The sequence below is a fragment of the Paraflavisolibacter caeni genome, from assembly GCF_025628885.1.
Classification (GTDB): Bacteria; Bacteroidota; Bacteroidia; order Chitinophagales; family Chitinophagaceae; genus Flavisolibacter; species Flavisolibacter caeni.
On the sequence record NZ_JAOTIF010000035.1, the window covers coordinates 14,670 to 34,554 of the forward strand.

The 19,885-nt window shown below is 37.9% G+C and carries 16 protein-coding genes; 8 read left to right on the forward strand and 8 right to left on the reverse strand.

The window, feature by feature from the left end; all coding sequences use genetic code 11:
* Nucleotides 1-13: 13 nt before the first annotated feature.
* Nucleotides 14-3,832 carry a sensor histidine kinase gene (locus OCK74_RS25460; protein ID WP_279299934.1) on the reverse strand — a complete coding sequence of 1,273 codons (3,819 nt, stop codon included), beginning with the start codon at nucleotides 3,830-3,832 and terminating at the stop codon, nucleotides 14-16.
* A complete protein-coding gene (mazG, locus tag OCK74_RS25465; RefSeq protein ID WP_279299935.1) occupies nucleotides 3,829-4,599 on the reverse strand; it encodes a nucleoside triphosphate pyrophosphohydrolase in 771 nt (256 codons plus the stop codon). The genes OCK74_RS25460 and mazG overlap by 4 nt, the downstream gene beginning before the upstream one ends.
* 280 nt (nucleotides 4,600-4,879) lie before the next feature.
* Between mazG and OCK74_RS25470 the strand changes: the two genes are divergently transcribed.
* The 7 genes from OCK74_RS25470 (at nucleotide 4,880) to OCK74_RS25500 (ending at nucleotide 9,711) form a co-directional block, all read left to right on the forward strand.
* The gene (locus OCK74_RS25470; protein WP_279299936.1) at nucleotides 4,880-5,722 is read left to right on the forward strand and encodes a hypothetical protein; all 843 of its coding nucleotides are present in this window, start codon (nucleotides 4,880-4,882) and stop codon (nucleotides 5,720-5,722) included.
* Between the two features lie 287 nt (nucleotides 5,723-6,009).
* Nucleotides 6,010-7,056, forward strand: coding sequence for a PhoH family protein (locus OCK74_RS25475; protein ID WP_279299937.1), 1,047 nt, complete (start codon nucleotides 6,010-6,012; stop codon nucleotides 7,054-7,056).
* Between the two features lie 42 nt (nucleotides 7,057-7,098).
* Complete coding sequence (locus OCK74_RS25480) at nucleotides 7,099-7,527, forward strand: hypothetical protein (protein WP_279299938.1); 429 nt, start codon at nucleotides 7,099-7,101, stop codon at nucleotides 7,525-7,527.
* A 36-nt stretch (nucleotides 7,528-7,563) separates the two neighbouring features.
* Nucleotides 7,564-8,115: an inorganic diphosphatase gene (locus OCK74_RS25485; RefSeq protein ID WP_279299939.1), complete on the forward strand. Its 552-nt coding sequence runs from the start codon at nucleotides 7,564-7,566 to the stop codon at nucleotides 8,113-8,115.
* 122 nt (nucleotides 8,116-8,237) lie between these two features.
* The gene (locus OCK74_RS25490; protein WP_279299940.1) at nucleotides 8,238-8,645 is read left to right on the forward strand and encodes a TSUP family transporter; all 408 of its coding nucleotides are present in this window, start codon (nucleotides 8,238-8,240) and stop codon (nucleotides 8,643-8,645) included.
* 134 nt (nucleotides 8,646-8,779) lie between these two features.
* Nucleotides 8,780-9,355, forward strand: a complete 576-nt coding sequence (locus OCK74_RS25495; protein WP_279299941.1) for an RNA polymerase sigma factor — start codon at nucleotides 8,780-8,782, stop codon at nucleotides 9,353-9,355.
* Nucleotides 9,355-9,711, forward strand: coding sequence for a hypothetical protein (locus OCK74_RS25500; protein WP_279299942.1), 357 nt, complete (start codon nucleotides 9,355-9,357; stop codon nucleotides 9,709-9,711). The genes OCK74_RS25495 and OCK74_RS25500 overlap by 1 nt, the downstream gene beginning before the upstream one ends.
* A gap of 92 nt (nucleotides 9,712-9,803) precedes the next feature.
* Here the strand turns inward: OCK74_RS25500 and OCK74_RS25505 are convergent, their stop codons facing one another.
* Nucleotides 9,804-10,832: a hypothetical protein gene (locus OCK74_RS25505; RefSeq protein ID WP_279299943.1), complete on the reverse strand. Its 1,029-nt coding sequence runs from the start codon at nucleotides 10,830-10,832 to the stop codon at nucleotides 9,804-9,806.
* Between the two features lie 198 nt (nucleotides 10,833-11,030).
* On the opposite strand from OCK74_RS25505, the gene OCK74_RS25510 reads away from it, so the two are divergent.
* Nucleotides 11,031-11,825 (forward strand): 3-keto-disaccharide hydrolase, encoded by a 795-nt coding sequence (locus OCK74_RS25510; RefSeq protein WP_279299944.1) that lies wholly within the window; start codon nucleotides 11,031-11,033, stop codon nucleotides 11,823-11,825.
* 19 nt (nucleotides 11,826-11,844) lie between these two features.
* Here OCK74_RS25510 and OCK74_RS25515 read toward each other — a convergent pair whose 3' ends face one another.
* From OCK74_RS25515 to OCK74_RS25535, 5 genes are all read right to left on the reverse strand, one after another.
* Complete coding sequence (locus OCK74_RS25515; RefSeq protein WP_279299945.1) at nucleotides 11,845-12,591, reverse strand: ThuA domain-containing protein; 747 nt, start codon at nucleotides 12,589-12,591, stop codon at nucleotides 11,845-11,847.
* A 24-nt stretch (nucleotides 12,592-12,615) separates the two neighbouring features.
* Nucleotides 12,616-14,379, reverse strand: a complete 1,764-nt coding sequence (locus tag OCK74_RS25520) for a sodium:solute symporter family protein (RefSeq protein ID WP_279299946.1) — start codon at nucleotides 14,377-14,379, stop codon at nucleotides 12,616-12,618.
* Nucleotides 14,380-14,548: 169 nt separating this feature from the next.
* Complete coding sequence (locus tag OCK74_RS25525) at nucleotides 14,549-14,707, reverse strand: hypothetical protein (protein WP_279299947.1); 159 nt, start codon at nucleotides 14,705-14,707, stop codon at nucleotides 14,549-14,551.
* A gap of 3 nt (nucleotides 14,708-14,710) precedes the next feature.
* A complete protein-coding gene (locus tag OCK74_RS25530) occupies nucleotides 14,711-17,200 on the reverse strand; it encodes a PIG-L family deacetylase (RefSeq protein ID WP_279299948.1) in 2,490 nt (829 codons plus the stop codon).
* Between the two features lie 122 nt (nucleotides 17,201-17,322).
* Complete coding sequence (locus OCK74_RS25535) at nucleotides 17,323-19,830, reverse strand: M14 metallopeptidase family protein (RefSeq protein ID WP_279299949.1); 2,508 nt, start codon at nucleotides 19,828-19,830, stop codon at nucleotides 17,323-17,325.
* Nucleotides 19,831-19,885 lie beyond the last annotated feature (55 nt).

A 19,885-nucleotide genomic window follows, 5' to 3' on the forward strand; every position in this document is an offset into this window, starting at 1 on the left:
AACGATTGTAGCCTCAAATGTTATCAGGTTCATCGACATATGATCCATGATTATTGACGATTGATGTCTCGATCTTTAGTTTCGCCGGTAATTGAACAAAAAAGGTTGTGCCTTTGCCTTCCTCTGTTTCAAACCAGATTTCACCGCCGGCTTGTTCAACGATTCCTTTGCACATGGCAAGTCCGAGCCCGGTACCGGACGACTTGGTTGTAAAGTTTGGAGTGAAAATTCTTTGGTGCATTTCAAAAGGAATTCCTTCACCATTATCTATAACGCTCACCAATATGGCATTGTCCCTGGAGACTTCGGATATTATAATTTTGCAGTGATCTTTTTGTGCGCAAGATTCTACCGCATTTGTCAAAAGATTGGTAAACAAACGGTTTATGTGTGTTCTGTCAGCATTTAGCTGTACCTCTCCTTCCAGCTTGTTCCAGGTGATCTTTACTTTGGGATTGGTTTTGTACAAATCCATCAAGGATTCCAGCACATGGTGAAGATCAAATTGCTCGATATTCCTGTTGCCTATATTGGCAAACCTTGAAAAATCTGCTGCTATTTTTGAAAGGTGATCAATTTGTTCAACTAAAGTATTGGCAACACGGGTAGTCAACTCATTTATGTTTGGCTGGTTGTTGTTGATCGCTTTTTGCAGGTACTGTATGCTCAATTTCATTGGAGTGAGAGGGTTTTTGATTTCATGTGCCACCTGCCTGGCCATTTCACGCCACGCTCCTTCTCTTTCACTTTTTGCAAGAGCTGCAGCGCTTTCTTCCAACTTGTGAACCATTTTATTGTAATGTTTAACCAGTTCTCCAATCTCATCTTTTTTCGTCCAAACAATTTCTTCGTTGGCTTTTCCAAGTGTAATTTCCCGCATTTTATTACCAATAACAGAGAAGGAGCGCGTAATCCTGTTGGTTATAAACAGTGCGATAACGCCTGCAATTAAGAATATAAATGCATTAAGGTTTATGATCGTAACTAAGAAGTTGGAAATTTCCTGTTGTAATTCCTGTCCTGTTGTAAAATATGGAATATTCAGGTAAGCATAAGCATGTCCGCTGTCATTGCGAACAGGTGTATAAATGCTAAGGTATTCAAGAGAGCTCATTGATTCTTTTTGAACATAGTGCACCTGGCGCAGCCTGTTCAAATGGTAATATGCAATAGGATGAATCTTTGTGCTGAGCACTCCTCTTTGATATACCTCTGCATTTGAATATACCTGCAAGTTCCCCTGTACATCATATACATTTACTTCACGATTATGGATATTAGCTACTTCCTCCACCAGCTTTTTTAGGTTGGCTTTAGATGCTGAGTCATAGATGTTTGAAATATCATCAATTGAGCCTTGTTCCGACATGCGCCTTTGCATCTCTTTCACCATAATACCCGAAGTTTCACTCAACTTATCAATGTTATTGCGATTGTAACGGGTAATAAAAAATGAGATCGTTGCGACACCAATAATTAAAAAGGATAAAACACTGATAAATATTACAGTGCCGTGTACCTGAGAGCGAATACTCAATTCAGAAAAGGCGTTTAAAAGGTTCCATCCGTATGTAGCGCGTAGAAGTAAAACCACTAATTGAAGTGAGGCGACCATGATCAGAAAAGCACAGAAAAAGTAGGAGAACAAAGTAATGCTTTCTAAAAAAGTATCACGCTTCTTTGCTGTCACTACAACTTTATTGTTTGTCGCCTTATACCAAAGTTCATCATAGTCTCCATTAACTCTTGTCTCATATTCCTTTTTAGGAATTTCTTTATATGTTAGAACGGTGGGAAATGGATATTTACTGGAGGCTGAAATTAGAATTCCTTTATTATTATAGACTGCAAAGGGATAATATTCTGATTCAATATCTCTTTTATTCACCTGCCGGAATAGCTCCGGAGTCAAATTTTCTGACCCATATTTAACTGGTGAAGAAACTATAAATACTGTTCCTTTAATACCCGTGGAATCCTCAACAATACGCCTGGTTATATAAGTTATCTTATCGAAAGAGGGTTCGTGGTAATAAAGGTCAGGAATACCAGTAGGCTTGCTGCGTATGGTAAATATACTGTTCAGTTCTGAAAATGTTGAAGGATCTGTGTTGTTCAAACCATGGTAGAGAGAATCGAAAACAAAAAGCTCTGTGTTATAGGCCCTGCGATAACCAGCAAACATGTTCTCTTTTATGATACTATCCCGTAAGAAACGGTTAGAAGTCGGATTTAAAAAACGATAATAGTTTTTTGCAAAGAACTCCTTGTCCAGGTAATTCAATGCAATACTTAAAGTTCGCTCCTGTGATGGATCTGTTAATTCATTCTGTTTCTCAGCAAAGTTTTTCTGTGTTTTCAACTCCTTTTTCTGGTTTTCACTCAAAATGACAACTGAAAGGGAAACAGAAAATACAAAGATCCAAAACAACATACCTGCAGTTGTTGCACGGAAACGGTTAATGATGGATTGTTCCTGACTTAAGAGAAACGTATAGATTACTAACCATAATAATACAGGGATATGAAAAAGAACTATTGAGTTGCCGGAATGGAAAGTAAGATTAAAAAGTCCCACGGCAACGATAATGAAATAAATCAGTATCTGCCTTTTTGCAAATGCAGGTAAGATTAATTGAAACAATAGCCTGGTAAAGTAATAATAAGATAATGAAAGAAGCGCCAGAACAATAAATCCAACTGCTGTATAAATTGTCAGCGTAAAAAAGAAGGTTACATTAAAAGAAATACTGGAATCTGCAACAAGACTCCGAACAATATCAGCCAGAAGAAATGTAGATAAAATCAGAACCCAAAGACACAAGCCCCCGACTATATAGCTCCAGGGTTCCTTAAAAAAAGCAGGCACCTGTCTTCCTGGACCTTTTTTATACCATGTAAAAAGAACAATCCAGCAAAAAACAATCGCATTAAAAAGGAGGTCGCCCAGGGATGGATTTAGCCAATTTGCACTGTATATCTGAGGATCGAACAATTGAAACTGCCGGAAGTAAAATATAGAAGGAAACAGGAAAAGAAATGCTCTAATGCTGATCAGGGCTGTTACAAGGAAAAGAACTCCTTTAACAGGACCTTTCTTCCGGACTATAGTTTCTGCTTCCAGGTGCAAAAACAAAAGTAGAAGTATCAAAGCAAATATCCTGAGCGTCAAGGTTATAGAATCAATGGCAGCGATAGGCATGTAGGTCTTGCCTTTTATATAAAAGAGAGGTTTCCCCTTTAAAGAATGTATAACAAATGGAGTTCTGGCCTCTGAGTAGTCCACCTTATTGATGGCATCTTTATCATGCGCAAAATGCGTGAGTAGGTATTCTGATCTATGTTCAAATTGATATAATATCGGAATGAGAGCAAAAGCCTGAATGTTATTACTCATTCCAGGAAACCTGAGGTTTTCTTTCAAAATCAGGTAATAACCATTGGAAAGCCGCTGAAAGTGTTCTCCATCCGGAAGTTGCAACGCTTTTTCAGACGGAATTACACTTTGGTTGTTCCAGAAAAAAAGAGAGGGGCCTGATAAGGTTTCAACATACAAAAAAATCCCATAGTTTTTCTTAGTGAGTTTCTGTAATTCCTCAAGGCTTTCGGTTTGTTGAACGAGTTTCCTAAGTAATGAAGTATCCTTCAACAGCGAATTGAAGTCATTTTGCTGTTTGTGAATATATTGTTCCAGCTTTTTTTCTTCGTAACTAGTAGAGGGATTGATCCGGAAATAGAAAGAAGAAACCAATGAAAGCAACAATAGTACTGTTGCAGCAATGATCAGGCTTTGTTTTGAAGCCGAGTTTCTATATAAATATAAAATGTTCAACTTTTGCGCTGTTTGATCTCATTCCAGATAGCATCCATTTCTTCCAGGCTCATTTTGTTGAGATCTTTTCCTTTTGACAAAGCCTGCTCCTCCATTTTTGTGAACCGGTGAATGAATTTTTTATTGGTCAGTTCTAAGGCATTTTCGGCATCTATTTTCAAAAATCGTGCAAAATTAACCATGGAAAACATAAGGTCTCCGAACTCCTCCTCTACTTTTTGTTGGTTGTTCAATTGGATAGCCTCCTGTAGTTCCCTGGCTTCCTCCTCCACTTTTTCCCATACCTGGCCTTTATGTTCCCATTCGAAACCAACCTGCTTAGCCTTTTCCTGTAGACGCATAGCCTTCACCAATGCAGGAAGTGTTTTAGGCACTCCTGATAGAACAGACTTTTTACCTTCCTTAAGCTTTAATTTTTCCCAATTTCTTTTAACATCCTCTTCATTTTCAACCTGAACGTCGCCATAAATATGAGGGTGTCTGGCTATGAGCTTATCACAAATACCGTTGATGACATCTTTAATGGTAAACAAGTTTTCTTCAGAAGCAATTTTTGAATAGAAAACGATATGCAGCAATAAATCGCCGAGTTCTTCCTTTATTGCATTCCAATCATTTTCCGTAATTGAATCAGCCAATTCATAGGCCTCTTCCAATGTCTGCTGACGCAGGCTTTGAATTGTCTGTTTTTTATCCCAAGGGCATTTCGCTCTCAACTCCTCCATAATGGCTATCAGCCTGTCGAATTCATTGCTATTATTGTTCATTTATATAGAAATTAGAAAAAATAAAAACTATAAGCAAGATCAAAATAATGCAAAAAGTAATCCTGCCAACTTATTTAATATCAAAAACTTACCCAAAGTATTTATCAAACAATTCTCCTTAAACTTTAACTTAAAAGTTACCCACAAATCTTAAAGATCACTAAAGTAAGCATGTTGTTTGATTAATTTTGCCCGTTAATCCTGTAAGAGCCTTATGAAATAAAAGAAAGGTGCTGAACAGTGATTGATCGTTTAACCTGATCTTCATTTGAATATGAATATGTTAAAGAAAATTCTTCCTGTTGCATTTTTACTCTTTACCGGCAAACTTGTAATGGCTCAATACTATTATAAAGATATTATTGGAACCAGAGAAACAGCAGAACTGATCAAAAATTATAATACCAATAAGGTAAGTAAAGTAGTACTTAGTAGTTATGATGCCGAGAATACCAGGAATGAGGATTTTTATGTTGAACAAGTATTTGATCCTTCTTCCATGGTATTAAGGACGGAAACCCGCTCCGGAGTTTCAGATGCTTCAGTATTGATTTCCTTTACCGATAAGAGTGGTAATGTTGTTAAAACTATTGACAGTAGTGAAACCAGTATCAGTACAACTGTTTATCATTATAGCCCGGAAGGCCTGCTTCTTAATGTAAACAGTATATCTTCTGATACTTCTTTAAAGGCACCTCAAACAGAAGATCACATCTGGCAATTTGAAAACAACAAAGTAAAAGGAATGCTTCGGATTAAAAACAAGGTGGATACGACTGTAGTGTCTTTCAAATTTGACGAAAAAGGCAATATATCTGAAGAATCAAGTATACGAAGAGGCATTCAGTCAGAACCTGTTTATTACTATTACGACAGTAATAACCGGCTTACGGATATTGTTCGTTTTAATAAAAAAGCAAGACGATTGTTACCGGAGTATATGTTTGAATATTCACAAGCCAACCAGGTAATCCAAAGGATAACTGTACCGGGCAACGGTTCGGATTACCTTATTTGGCGATACCAGTATAACAGCAATGGGCTTAAAACGAAAGAAGTTGTATACAACAAGCAAAAGCAACTAACCGGTAAGATTGAGTACCAGTATGTTTTTAACAATTAAAAATAAAGCCTCAAGCCGTTTATACTCACATAAGTAACATTCATGTTGATATAAAAAATCAGCAGTTGCTTTACAAAAATGTTTTATACCTGAGCTTTCAAGATTCTTGAGAGGAACTTTGTTATGTAATACTTCAAGAAAAATTCAGTCATCCAACCCTTTATTTTGGTATAGTTTTTTATACACATTATGTGTATAATCAGCCATTGTTTCAGAGAAGAAAAATGCTAACTTGTAACAAATGTGTTACCAACAAAGCGACAGTAATGCCGGCTTAATCCGGGATTTTGAAAATTAAATTTTATGCATTGAGAGAAACAATAATTAATCTGGAAACCGTTAACCCTATAGAGTTCTTTGGAGTAAATAATGGTAAACTGGACATTCTTAAGAAAAAATTCCCTCTACTTAAGATATTGTCACGAGGAACTCAATTGAAATTAAGTGGTGCACCCGAGCAGGTGGAAGGCGCGAAAGAAAAAATAGACCTAATCGTTCAATATTTAGAACGCAACGGACACATGAGCGAAAATTATTTCGAGCAAATTCTTGGCGGCGATGATGCCGAAACGGTTGATAATTTCATTGACCGTAATCCCAATGACATTCTTGTCTTTGGTCCAAATGGTAAAACAGTTCGTGCCCGAACTGCAAACCAGAAAAGATTAGTTCATTCTGCCGAAAAGAATGATATTGTTTTTGCCATTGGTCCGGCTGGAACAGGTAAAACGTATACTGCTGTAGCCATGGCGGTTAGGGCTTTAAAAAACAAAGTGGTAAAGAAAATCATTCTTACCCGACCAGCGGTGGAAGCAGGTGAAAGCTTGGGCTTTCTTCCCGGTGACCTAAAGGAAAAAATTGATCCGTACCTGCGTCCATTGTACGATGCTTTGGACGATATGATTCCGGCAGATAAACTGGGTTATTACATGAGCACAAGAACTATAGAAATTGCTCCATTAGCTTATATGCGGGGTCGAACTTTGGATAATTGCTTTATCATTCTGGATGAAGCGCAGAATGCCACCGATCTTCAAATAAAGATGTTTTTGACCCGTATTGGTGCTAATGCAAAAGCCATCATTACCGGCGATTTGACCCAGGTAGACCTCCCACGTCATCAAAAAAGTGGTTTAGCGAAAGCAAACAGAATCTTAAAAAATATTGATGGGATAGGCCATATAGAGTTGGATGAAGAAGACGTGGTAAGGCATAAACTCGTAAAAGCCATTTTAAAAGCATACGACAAAGAGTTTCAGAATGAGCAGGAGTCGGATGAGCGTGAAAAACAGGAAAGAAGGTCAAGATTTAATGAAAAGGAAAGAGAAAAGTAGATAATTACTAATTTTTAATTGTTGTTTACTTACTTTGCAGGAATGAGAAGCGTTTTATTCTTCAGCTTTTTATTCCTGCAATTTTTTTGTGCCTGTAAAAATAGCCCAGACAGGAGTGATACCACGCAAACATCTGAAAATGATGTAGATGCAGCCCGTAATTTTATCAGGCTTGCCCTTGATGGCAAATATGACAGGGCAAGAGAGATGGTGATAAACGATTCGCTTAATTACCAGTTTATTGACCAGGCGGAACGATATTACAAACAACGTATGGACATTTCAACCAGAATGGCTTATCGCTCGGCTTCAATAAATATCTTAAGTGTTGTTCCGCAAAATGACAGCGTAAGTATCGTACATTATTCTAATTCCTTCAAAAAACAGAAAGATTCTTTAAAAGTTGTCAATATTCATGGCCAGTGGATGGTTGACATGAAATATTCCTTCCCTTCTACAACAGGGCATTAAAGTAATTAATTTGATTCACATACAATAAGTAAACAAATGAGAAAAACGACCAACGTTTTACACCCGTGGCATGGGGCCAGTTTTGGAAATGCCGTTCCTGAAAAAGTAAATGCACTCATTGAAATTCCTCAAGGATCAAGAACTAAATATGAAATAGATAAGGAAACAGGTTTATTGATTATGGACAGAGTAATTCACTCTTCATTTCACTACCCTGTTAATTATGGCTTTATTCCACAAACGCTTGGGTTAGATGGAGATCCATTGGATATTTTGGTATTATGTTCTCAAACTATTCAGTCACTTTGTCTTGTAGAAGCAACTGTTATTGGTAATATGCAAATGATTGATAGTGGTGAAGAAGATGATAAAATCATTGCTGTTGCCACTAATGACCCTTCGGTAAACCACATCCGTGACATTAGTGAGCTCCCCAAGCATTTCTTTAATGAGCTCAAGCATTATTTTGAAGAATATAAAGTTTTGGAAAACAAGGAAGTGCGGATCGATAATTTTCAGACCAAAGAAGAAGCTTACGTCATAATTAAAGATGCCATCAATTTGTATAAGAAAAAGTTTGAAGACTAATTTTCATTTTAAATGTTCAATGGGTTCAAGATGTCCAATCAGGTTTGATACTTTCTCCTTAGAGTACTTTGAATATCTGTACCTCTTGACTCATTGAGCATTTACTTTCCTAAACCTGCTATATGAATGCCTACTATATTCTGGTTTTACTGATTATAGGGTTATCTGCTGGTATACTCAGCGGGTTGGTTGGAGTTGGAGGAGGTATTATTTTAGTACCTGCTCTTATTTATTTTATGAATTATACGCAACACCAGGCTCAGGGAAGTTCCCTTGGTGTTTTAACCTTACCGGTAGTTATTCTTGCATTCCTCAAGTATTACTCTGATTGTAAAAAGATGGGAACCCCTATTGATATCAAAGTAATCATCTTATTAGCTTGTGGTTTTATAATAGGCGGGTTCCTTGGAAGCAACATTGCATTAAAGTTAAATCAAGATGCTTTAAAAAAGATATTTGCACTCATCCTATTTTATACAGCCTTTAAGATGCTTGGGTGGGATAAAGCAATCCTGAACTTGTTCAGATGACATTTAGATATTTAAAGTTGATCCGGATAAGGTTAATGCTCCAATGTGGTTCTTTAAATGAAGGAATAAAAACTAACGGTTGATTTATGGAATTTTAACTTTATTGCATCTTATAAAAAACCATCACACAATTTGTGAAATCCGGCCGATTTGATCATATCACTGATACCCAATTACTCGATTTATTCTATTCGGATAAAGATCAAAAATGGATTGGAATATTACTGGAACGGTATACTCTTTTGCTATTTGGCTTGTGTATGAAATACCTAAAAGATGAAGTTGAAGCCAGAGATTGTGTTCAACAAATTTTTCTAAAGGTATTGACTGAGCTCCCTAAGTATAAGGTAGATTATTTCAAGTCATGGTTGTACATGGTGGCAAAAAACCAATGCCTGATGAAGCTAAGGGGGAAAAGCGTTAAAGAATTCAAAGAGTTGACAGAACATCTTGCCGTTGAGGAAAATTTCAATAAAGAAGCTATACTTGAGAATGAACTTACCTTTCAATTTCTTGAAGAGGCCCTTATCGAATTAAACGAAGAACAACGCCTTTGCGTAACTTTGTTTTATCTTCAAAAAGAAAGCTATTTGCAAATCAGTGAGCGGACGGGGTATTCGCTTCTTCAGGTAAAAAGCTATATACAAAATGGTAAACGCAATCTTAAACTGCTGCTTCTAAAGAAACTAAATGCCAATAAGGCAAACTAATGCAGGACAACCTGAAAGATATATTAAGCAATCTCTCCACAAACGTTGACCAGGAAACGCTATTGTTATACCTGCAAGGGAAGCTTTCGCCAGAAAAACAACACGAAGTTGAAAAGCAGATCACTGATTCTGAATTTGATTCAGATGCATTTGAAGGTCTTCAAAAAATTAAAGACCAACAGCGGATTAAATCGATTGTTCATCAATTGCACTACGATCTCAAGAAAAAGACGGCTAAGAAAAAAGCAACTAGAGAAAAGTTACGTCTTAAGGAAGATCCATTGCTTATGATTTCAATTATAATCATTTTACTGCTCATCATTATCAGCTTTATGATTATTCACAGGCATGGCTGATCCAAAATGCAACCTTTTCTTTAGCCCCGGCAATGATACCTTCTTCAAAAATACCACTACCAGGGCTGTATACTGACGATCATAATTAATACTTATTGATATTGTATATAAACCGGCTTGGGAGTTAGTTTTAGTAATGCTTCTGGTTGCATTACTTTGGTCTCCCCTACTCTTTTTGTATCATTTTTATAAAAGAGCTTAAACCCGCTAAACTGTACTGGTTGCGGATAAATAAATTGCCTGTAAGTATTTACTTTTTTTGCCGGAGCCCCCCAGCCGTCCATATCCATAACAATCTGAACTTCGGGCTGCAGTTTTATTTGTTTGTAGTTAGTAACCATTCCTTGCGTAAACCTGTGAACGACTAAAACCTTTGGAGGCAGATCATATTTTTTTACAATTTCAGCCAGATATTTGGATGCATAATTAATATCAGCAGCATCATAAGTGCCTATTACACTCCCTGGCTTGGCACCGGTTTTCATGGAGAACTCCGGATCTATACCCAAGTGTACCTGAGGCATAGCTAAATATTTTTCAAATTCTGGTAATTCTTGTTGGATTGTGCTTAGCCCTACCTGTATATCAATAAAAACCAATGCATTTATTTTTTTTGCCCAGTTTATAACTGTATCGATTTGATGGAAGGGCATCCTAAGGCGGTATTTGCCAGCAGCTCCGGGAGAGCCCTGGGCTGTAACAGCAATATAATGTAAGGCAGGAATTGCTGGCATCAAGCTGTCTGCTTCTGTCCATCTTTTTACTTCTCCCTGTAGCTTTTTCAACATAGAATCTTTAGGTAATTCACCTAAAATGCCCATTTGTTTAGAATATAGATTGCCATAATAGGAAATAATTCTATTAAAAGGCAGGACAGCTCCAACTTTTGGGTATTCATGTTTCACAGGCCAGCGCCCGGTAGAGTCGCCATTACTAATATGCTTTATTAGCTTATTATAAGTAATGGTATCTAACATCGGTTCAGGCTTGGGTTCTTCTTTAATTTCTACAGCTTTAGTAATTGCATTTACGGCCGGCTGAGACACCACCTGCTGACTTTCTCCCTTACAAGCAACAAGGAAGCTTAAAATGATTGGGGTAACGTAAAATGTATTTTTCATAAGTACGAGGCCGAAGATATTAAAACATAAATTAAAATCACGTATGATTCTAGTTAATGACAAAATCTTAACCAGAAATCCTGTTGAATTGAAAGCAAAGATGAAGCCTAATTTAAAAAGCCGGGCAGTTTTTATAGCTTCCCGATTTACATCCATTCTGCAATTTCATTATCTTTCAAATAAATAAAACGATTGTCAATGAAGCTTCAACTCTCATTCATTATTTTACTTGCAATTAACTCTTTGAATGCTTGTGCTCAGGAAAACGCTAAACCAGAAGATACGGAAGTATGGCAGCCTGTTCCTAAAGTAGTTAAGCCCGGTAATTCAAACAGCCATATCCCTTCAGATGCCATCATTTTATTCAATGGAAAAGACCTCAAACAGTGGGTATCCAGCCGAGATTCAACAAAAGCTGTCCAGTGGATTGTGAAAGATCAAGTTTTTACTGTTAAAAAAGGTACAGGTAATATACAAACCAAGCAGGCATTTACTGACTATCAGTTGCACTTAGAATGGAGAATACCCAAAAATATTACAGGTAAAGGGCAGGCAAGAGGTAATAGTGGGCTGTTTTTAGCAGGTTGGGGAATAGGCGATGAAGGCTATGAATTGCAGATTCTTGATTCTTATAATAATTCAACTTATGTAAACGGACAGGCGGGCAGCATTTACAAGCAATATGCTCCTTTGGCTAATCCACTGAATCCACCTGGAGAATGGAATGTATATGATGTTGCCTGGACAGCCCCCCGCTTTAACAGCGATGGCAGTTTAAAGAGTCCAGCACGGGTAACCGCATTTTTGAATGGAGTGTTGGTGCAAAACGGTGTTGAATTGAAGGGGCCTACCCAGTATATTGGAAAGCCATCTTACAAGCAGGCACATGGCCCCTTGCCCATTAAATTACAAGATCATGGCGACCCAAGTGAACCAATCAGTTTCAGAAATATTTGGATAAGGCCCATAGAAAGCATGAATACCCCTGAATAGAATATTCTACCCACCTCAATTAGAGGTGGGTATTTCCAATCGCATAGAGAATTCCACCCAGCAAATGCTTTAGAAAGTTCTCTTCAGAGTAAGATTCTTTGGTATGGCCCAAGGCTGTATAAAAAGCTCTTCCCCCTTCAAATTGATGAAACCAGGAAACCGGGTGGAAGTCACCATTTTTTCCTCCTTTATAACTTTTTTCATCAATTGTCAATAAAACTGTTACCTCGTTGTTCAGATTTTTGAAGTTGTACCATTCATCTTTGCGTTTCCATTCATCGGGAAGGTGATCGGTTGATATGTGTTTAACGCTGGTTTTCTTTAAAACAGCTTCCTGCTGTTCCGGATGGTTCAAAAAATAAGCACCGGCTAGTTTACCGTACCATGGCCAATCATATTCTGTATCTGTAGCAGAATGTACACCCACATAACCTCCGCCGGACCTGATATATTGTTCAAAGGCTTTTTCACCATCAGAACTCAGCACATTTCCTGTTGTACTTAAAAAGATAACTGCAGCATACTTTTTTAAATTGGCAGATGTGAAAAAAGTAGAATCAGTAGTCGTGTCTACTTCGAAATTGTTTTTACTGCCTAGCCTGGATATAGCTGCAATTCCATCAGGAATAGATTCATGGTAAAATCCAGCAGTTTTACAAAAGACAAGAACTCTTGGCTTGGGAGCAGACTTGCCACATGCAGTAAGAACTATGAACATTACAGCACATAAAATAATTGATTTCAAAGGAGAAGAATTCTTATTCATAATGGCGAATTTATTTATAAATTATTATAGGCTATTGTCTATGAAGATATTTATTTCCTTTTCATTCCTGACGCCAAACGTCATTTGAAGTATCAATCCTACCAGAACAACACCTAATGCTCCAATTGCATTTAACCATAAGAAGCTGATATCCGGAAGAAAACTGACTAATGGAATGTTTTCATTAAAGAATAAAAGAAGAATAAAACATTCAACGATCAGAGCTGCCCAGAAAGTTGCATGTCCTCCCACTTTTTTGACATAAAAAGCAATAAGGAATATACCCAGAATTACACCATAAAATAGAGATCCTAATACATTCACTGCTTCAATCAAGCTCTGTCCCAGTTTGTTTGCAAATTGAGCGACGAAGATGCAAAAGAGACCCCATGCCAATGTATACCATTTCGATATATGGTATTCACTCAATGGCTTTTCACCTGTTGAAATACGTTGGTGAAAGTCTAACATCGTACAAGCTGCGAGGGAATTTAAAGCAGCAGCTATCGAGCCCCAGGCTGCCAGAAAAACTATAGCGATCAAAAGTCCTTTTAAACCTGGAGGTAAGTATTCTTTTACAAACCCAAGGAATATGTAGTTCGTATCATTTGTGTCTTTATTACTGATCCTACTACTTATGGCTTTGAATTGATCTCTGTATTGATTGGATGTTTCATTCAGAATTTTGATTTCCGCGACTAAGTGTTCAAGGGAATCCTCCCTGCCGTTATTTAAAGCATTCGTATATGCCCTGGCCAATTGCTGCTTTTTCTTATTATTATCATCATATCTCTGTTGTAGTGCATTTACTGAATCTTTGTAAACAGAGGATTTTGCATCGGCAATCAGACTACTGTTGAATGAAATTGGAGCTGCCTTGTATTGGTAAAAAGAAAACACCAGAACACCGACAAGCAGAATAAAAAACTGTAAAGGAATTTTTACCAATCCGTTGATAAGCAGCCCGAGACGGCTTTCTGTATTATTTTGCGCAGTTAAATAGCGCCCCACCTGCGATTGATCTGTGCCGAAGTAAGAAAGGGCTAAAAAGAATCCACCAATGATCCCACTCCACATATTATAGCGGTCATTCCAGTTGAAACCTGATTGGTCTGTACCTGGCGTTATTATATTAAGCTTGCCCAATTTACCGCTAATATGAAGTGCATCATAAAAACCCACACCTTCCGGCATTAAGTGTACAACCATATAACCAGCCAAGAACATAGCCATTAAGACAATGATTAATTGAACTTGTTGTGTATAAGCAACAGCTTTCGCACCACCACTTACGGTATAAATAATTAATAATCCGCCCATTATTATATTAGTCCAGAAAATATCCCACCCAAACAGGGAGGAAAGAATTATAGATGGCGCATATATTGAAATTCCAGTTGATAAACCTCTTTGCAGCAGAAACAGGAAAGAAGTAAGTGTACGGGTTTTTGAATCGAATCGTTTTTCCAGAAATTCGTAGGCAGTATAAACTTTTAGTTTGTTGAAAATTGGAACAAATGTGATGCATATTACTACCATGGCCAATGGCAAACCAAAATAGTATTGTATGAACCTCATTCCATCAGTATATGCCTGACCGGGAGCAGAAAGGAATGTTATAGCGCTTGCCTGAGTACCCATAATACTCAATAACACCAAATACCAAGGAAGGCTACGGTTTGATAGAAAATAGCCCTCCAGGTTTTTGGTTGTACGGCTTTTATACAGGCCATAAATAACAATGCCAATCAGCGTAAAAGATAAAACCAGCCAGTCGGTAATTGTCATGAAAAATATTTAGTTATCAACCCAAAAGCTATGATCAATAAAAACAAAAAAGCAATAACGAAGATGTACCAGGTCTTCCAGGTTTTGAAAAGGGGAACTTTATAATCATCATTATACTTCATAAATGGTATAGCTTATTTTTCATTCTTCATACAGGAAATTCAAACTCCTACCTTCTCTTCAACATGCCTGAGGCTAAAAATCCAATTGACAAACCGATAATCAATCCATAATGGACCCTTTTGATCAAAAATCCTATTGCCAGGCCTAATAAGATCAAAAAGGCAAATGCAATACCTCCGCGTTTTTCATCGGGCTTTCTTTCCATTCACTATTTGTTTTTGTTTAATGCTATTAAATTTGCTAACAGGCGAAATGAGCCAGGAACGCCTGCAGGCAATTCTCTGAAAAATACAAGCCCGGTATAAGTAAAATAACCTTCTCCATACTTGGTAATAATCAAACTGCCATCATCCGGTGTTTCACCGGGATCTCCTATCCTTAAGATTGATTCAAAATTCTTATCCCATTCTGATGCATGGTAAATACTTCTTTCCTGAACCCAACCTTTAAAATCGTCAGCAGTTATTTTATTTGGATAGTTCAAAACCTTGTGTGTTGGCTTCAAAAATTGTACAGGAGCTGTCTCATCAGTTACCCGGTTGCGTGTAATATTAAAATTGTATGGTCCGATCTTAGCTCTCACTGGTCCAATTTGGTTGCTCGTGTTATATTGGACAATCAGATTGCCGCCTTCTTTCACATAATTCATCAAGTTTTCATAATGACTATTCAGCCATTCATTCGTATTGTAAGCACGCACACCCGCGATAATTGCATCGTATTTTTTAAGATGGTTGCGAGATAGTTCATTATCTGTGAGGAGTGTTACTTCAAATCCCATTTGCTCCAAAGCTTCGGGTACCTTATCACCAGCACCAACTATATAACCAATTTTATTCCCTTTGGTTTTTAGGTTGATGTTTAATAGCTTAATATCATCAGAGAAAAAATACTTTATGGTTGGAATATGATCGTATTGAATAGTTGTTGACGACAGGTGTGCATCAATCAATTGAGGACTGTTTGTGTAATAAGCGAATCCTTGCAGATTGATGCTATCGCGATTAGCAGAAGCAGTATTATTTATATTAAAAGTATAAGCTCTACTGGCCCCTTTTTCTAAAGAAAAAGTTGAATCCTTTCTAGATAAAGAAAAATTAGCAGACCTGAGTTCCACATTTGCAACCGTTGGATAAATTTTCTTATTCGCATTCAACTGTAATAGTGCCTCTTTACGTTCTTTCTCTCCTTTTCTGTAAATCAACACGTCAGGTGCAGCGGACACCGTAACTCCTGGCACTACAAATAAAGGTTCATACAATTCACCTTTTACAGGATCAGCAATCTTATACTGCACCGGCTTTTCAAAGGTGAATAGAGTTCCATCTATTTCCAATTCAAACCTGGTAACATAAGAAGGCGTATTATCGGGTTGCCCGATCAAAAGCAAGTCATTGACAACGTATTGGCCCACTTCCATTTTTTCCTTTAACCAAAAAGGCTGGCTAATTGGTTTGTCGAAGGGGACAAAAACAGATTTGTTAATAATCAGATTCTGATTTGTCTTCAAAGAAGTATTGAGTACACTATCAAATCCGTTTACTTGTATTCTTTTTAGCTTTATATCTGCCCCACTCCGGTTATTTAAAGTAAAATTGATACGAACAGAATCGCCCTGAACTGCATTTTGAATATTAGTGAAGGCATCTAACCACAATCCACTACTCCATAAAATCAGTTGTTTTACCTCTTCGAGCTTTTGAGTTTGCCAGTTGCTTTTGGGTAAATTCTTTAATGCATTATAAATTCCAGTTAATTGGCCAATTGACTTGTTTGGCTGAATAAAATCGAAGTTTTGAATTGCTGACTGAACCAACGGTGCGATTGTTTCTCCTCCATTAAGGCGGTTCCAATTCACGTTGATCTCATCCATAAGATCTTTATCTGGCCGGGTTCCATTTAAAGTAGCGAAGTATTCAATTGCTTCTCCCCTGGTGCGAGCTGCACCAAAGCCCTGGCTTTTATGTTGGCTACGGCTTTCGGCTGCGATTTCCCCATAACTCTTTCCTGAAACCGGATCAAACCCTCCAACATCTAAAGTAAATTGGTCCGGACGTTGTGTATTGTTACCACCGAAGTTGAAAGTGTTCCATAAAATACGTTTAGCCTGCCAGGGTTGTACGTATTTTAATTGTTCAGGAAAACGTTTTGGATCAGCTGCAGCTTTAAAAGCTTCAGTTGCTAATATTGCCGAAGCAGTATGATGCCCATGGCCACCTTCGCCTGTGGTGGGAAATCGAGTAATGATCACATCTGGTTGAAATTTGCGGATCACCCAAACGACGTCTCCTAATATTTTTTCTTTATCCCATTTCGTAAAGGTTTCCTCTGGATTTTTTGAAAAGCCGAAGTCAAAAGCACGCGTAAAAAACTGCTCGGCGCCATCTATCCTTCTTGCTGCCAAAAGTTCCTGAGTGCGAATTAAACCTAAAGCCACGCCCTGTTCATTGCCGATGAGGTTTTGTCCGCCATCACCCCTGGTCAGGGATAAATAGCCAGTTCGAAACATACGATCCTTGGCCAAGAATGTAAGTAAGCGTGTATTTTCATCATCCGGATGGGCTGCTATATACAAAACAGAACCAAGTACATTGAGTTTTTTTAACCCTTTATAGATATCAGCTGAGGAGGGCGTTGTTTGAGCCGTACATAATTTCGTAATAGCCAGGAGCCAAATTAGAATCAATTTTCGTTTCATGAATCTTCAAAGGAATTTTAAATCAAACGAATAAAGTTAAATAGCCAAATAGTAAAGAGTTCGTTAAAGAGATAAGTTTATAGCTTATAATTTAAGTTTACCTTGACTGTTGCATGAAATTTCTATTGTCCGACCAGGAACAATGCATTGCAGAACATTAACTTTCCACCTTCCCAAAAGTTGCGGAACAGGACATCATCAGCCAAATAAGTAATTGTCCCATTGCCAATCTCCTGTACACCGAACAGCATACCATCCTGAAGGCGGTTTTTCAGTTGTGAGCCTACAAAGCCAGCCACTTGCTTGTTCTTTTTCAAAACACCAACGTTCCAGCCGTCTTTCATAAACTCAAAAATGTTATCATCTTGTTTTAAGGTATAATAATATGCAGGATAACCAAACGCAAGTGGATGGGTATTGTCCAGTTCCACTTTAAAGATCGAACCGGGAGTCATAGATGGAATAATGTCTCGTTCACGGTTTTCAAACTTTTTTAATTGCTGATAAGACTCTTTTTCATCTGCAGTATCGGCAGCCTTTTTCAATTTAATTGTTCCTTCCATACGAGTTAACTGAGCCACGGCATTTTCCAAAGCAATCAAATGCCCGCCTTTTGCTATCCAGGATTTTAATTGTTCTGTTTGCGATTTATCGGACAAAAAACGGTAGTTCCCATTTGGCAAGATCATGACATCATAGTCATTCCAATTGGTAATACTGAAATCTGCCTGGTTGATCAAAGTAATGGGATAATCTAGTTCCTGTTCGAAGAAATGCCAGATCTCCCCTGCGGCATTGGCATTTATACCATCACCTGTCAGCATAGCCAATTTGCGCCGTTTGATACCGTGTACTTTTGAACTTCCAAAATCAGAGCCTTTTTCCACAAAGCCAGTTGTAACTGGTGTTAGTTGCACTTTATACTTATCGGCCAAATTCCTCACCACTGACCATAAATTTGAAAAATATTGGTTGCTTGTCTTTAATACTATGATAGTTCCCCTGTCAAAGATTTTTCCAGCTGTCTCAAACGGTTGTTCAGTGTAGCGAAGACGGATACCTTTCTGTAATAACTGTGAAACAAATTGAGCACTTTTCATACCGTTCCAGTTAAAAACATAACCGTATGGTTCCGCAGGCCCATTTTGCACCAATGCTTCTGAAGGTTCTGCACCAGCAGTTAGCGATTGGCGTGTGGCATAGGCTTTAATGCCGAAAACATAAGGTAAGGACCAGGCAGTAATATCGTAAGTGACTGAATCTACAACAACAGTATTGGGCTCAAACAATACTTTTACCAGTCCCCCTTTTGGCTGATTTGAAGGAATTATAATGTCGGAACTGGTAACGGAAACATTTTCTTCTCGTCCATTGTCATAATTGTAACCGCGGATATTTGCAGGTTTACCAACGCCAAAGTTTATTTTGTTTCTTCTTAATAAGTCTAATAAAGCACCAATTCGTTGTTCATCCTGAGTAGAAGATTTAATAATATATGACTTGTAATTTCCTATTCCCTTTGTTGCTGCATTTTGGAAGAAGTTTTGGTATTCGGTCATCAGTTTACCTGCGTTTTTAGAAGCTACTTCAATGGTACTCATACCAGTAGTAAAATGATGGATTGCCCTATCTGTGAGTGTTAAGGTATCGCCATCCTTGGTTAATGCACCCAAACCTCCTGAAGGACCGCCTGCTTGTTCATAGGTCATTCCAATAGAACCGTTATAGATAGGATATGTATCGCCATAAGAGGGATACAATAGATCAAATACTTCCTTTGTGAAGTATAACCAACCTTTTTCATCAAAATATTTTGCATGATTACGGCCAATTATGTTTTGGAAATCACGTTGCCAGGGAGTGATCACTTCGTGATAAGGTTGTGCCGCCGGGGCAAAATAATAAGGACTGTTCACGTTTTGCTCATGAAAATCAACATGCACCTCTGGCAACCAGTCATTGTATACTTTCATACGTTGCCGGGTTTCTATCTGCGTTTGCCATGCCCAGTCTCTGTTTAAATCGAAGTTGTAGTGGTTGGTTCTCCCACCCGGCCAAGGTTCTTTATGTTCCCTGGCATCTAAAGCCGGATTGTAATTTTTTCCAGCCACAGAAGTGTACCAGTTTACATAACGGTCTCTCCCATCCGGGTTCAAGCAAGGGTCTATAATTACTACGGTGTTTTTCAACCAAGTTTTTGTTTGTTGATTTGAGGGGTCGGCCAATGCATAAATGGTAAGCATAGAAGCTTCTGATGAAGAAGCTTCATTACCATGCACGTTATAACTTAACCAAACCACCACGGGCTCTGTTACAGACCCTTTATCAGTGCCTTCGAAACCTGCCAGTTTCAAATTATTGTTTCTAATAGCTTCGAGTCTGCTGATATTTTCGGAACTGGAAACATAAGCTACGATCAAGGGCCTCCCTTCGTATGTTTGTCCATATTCCTGCAGCTTTACCATACCTGGTGCGGTTGCTGCAACGTATTGAAAATAATCAACAATTTTCCAGTGTGGCGTGTACCGGGTTCCAATCTTATATCCCAGAAATTGTTCCGGGCTTTTTAACTGAGCCCAACTATAAAATGATATATAAAATAATATGAAGAAAAGTATACATCGTTTCATTTCGGAAAGATAATATGATCTACGTTTCTTAATTTACAAAATCTATTATTAATAT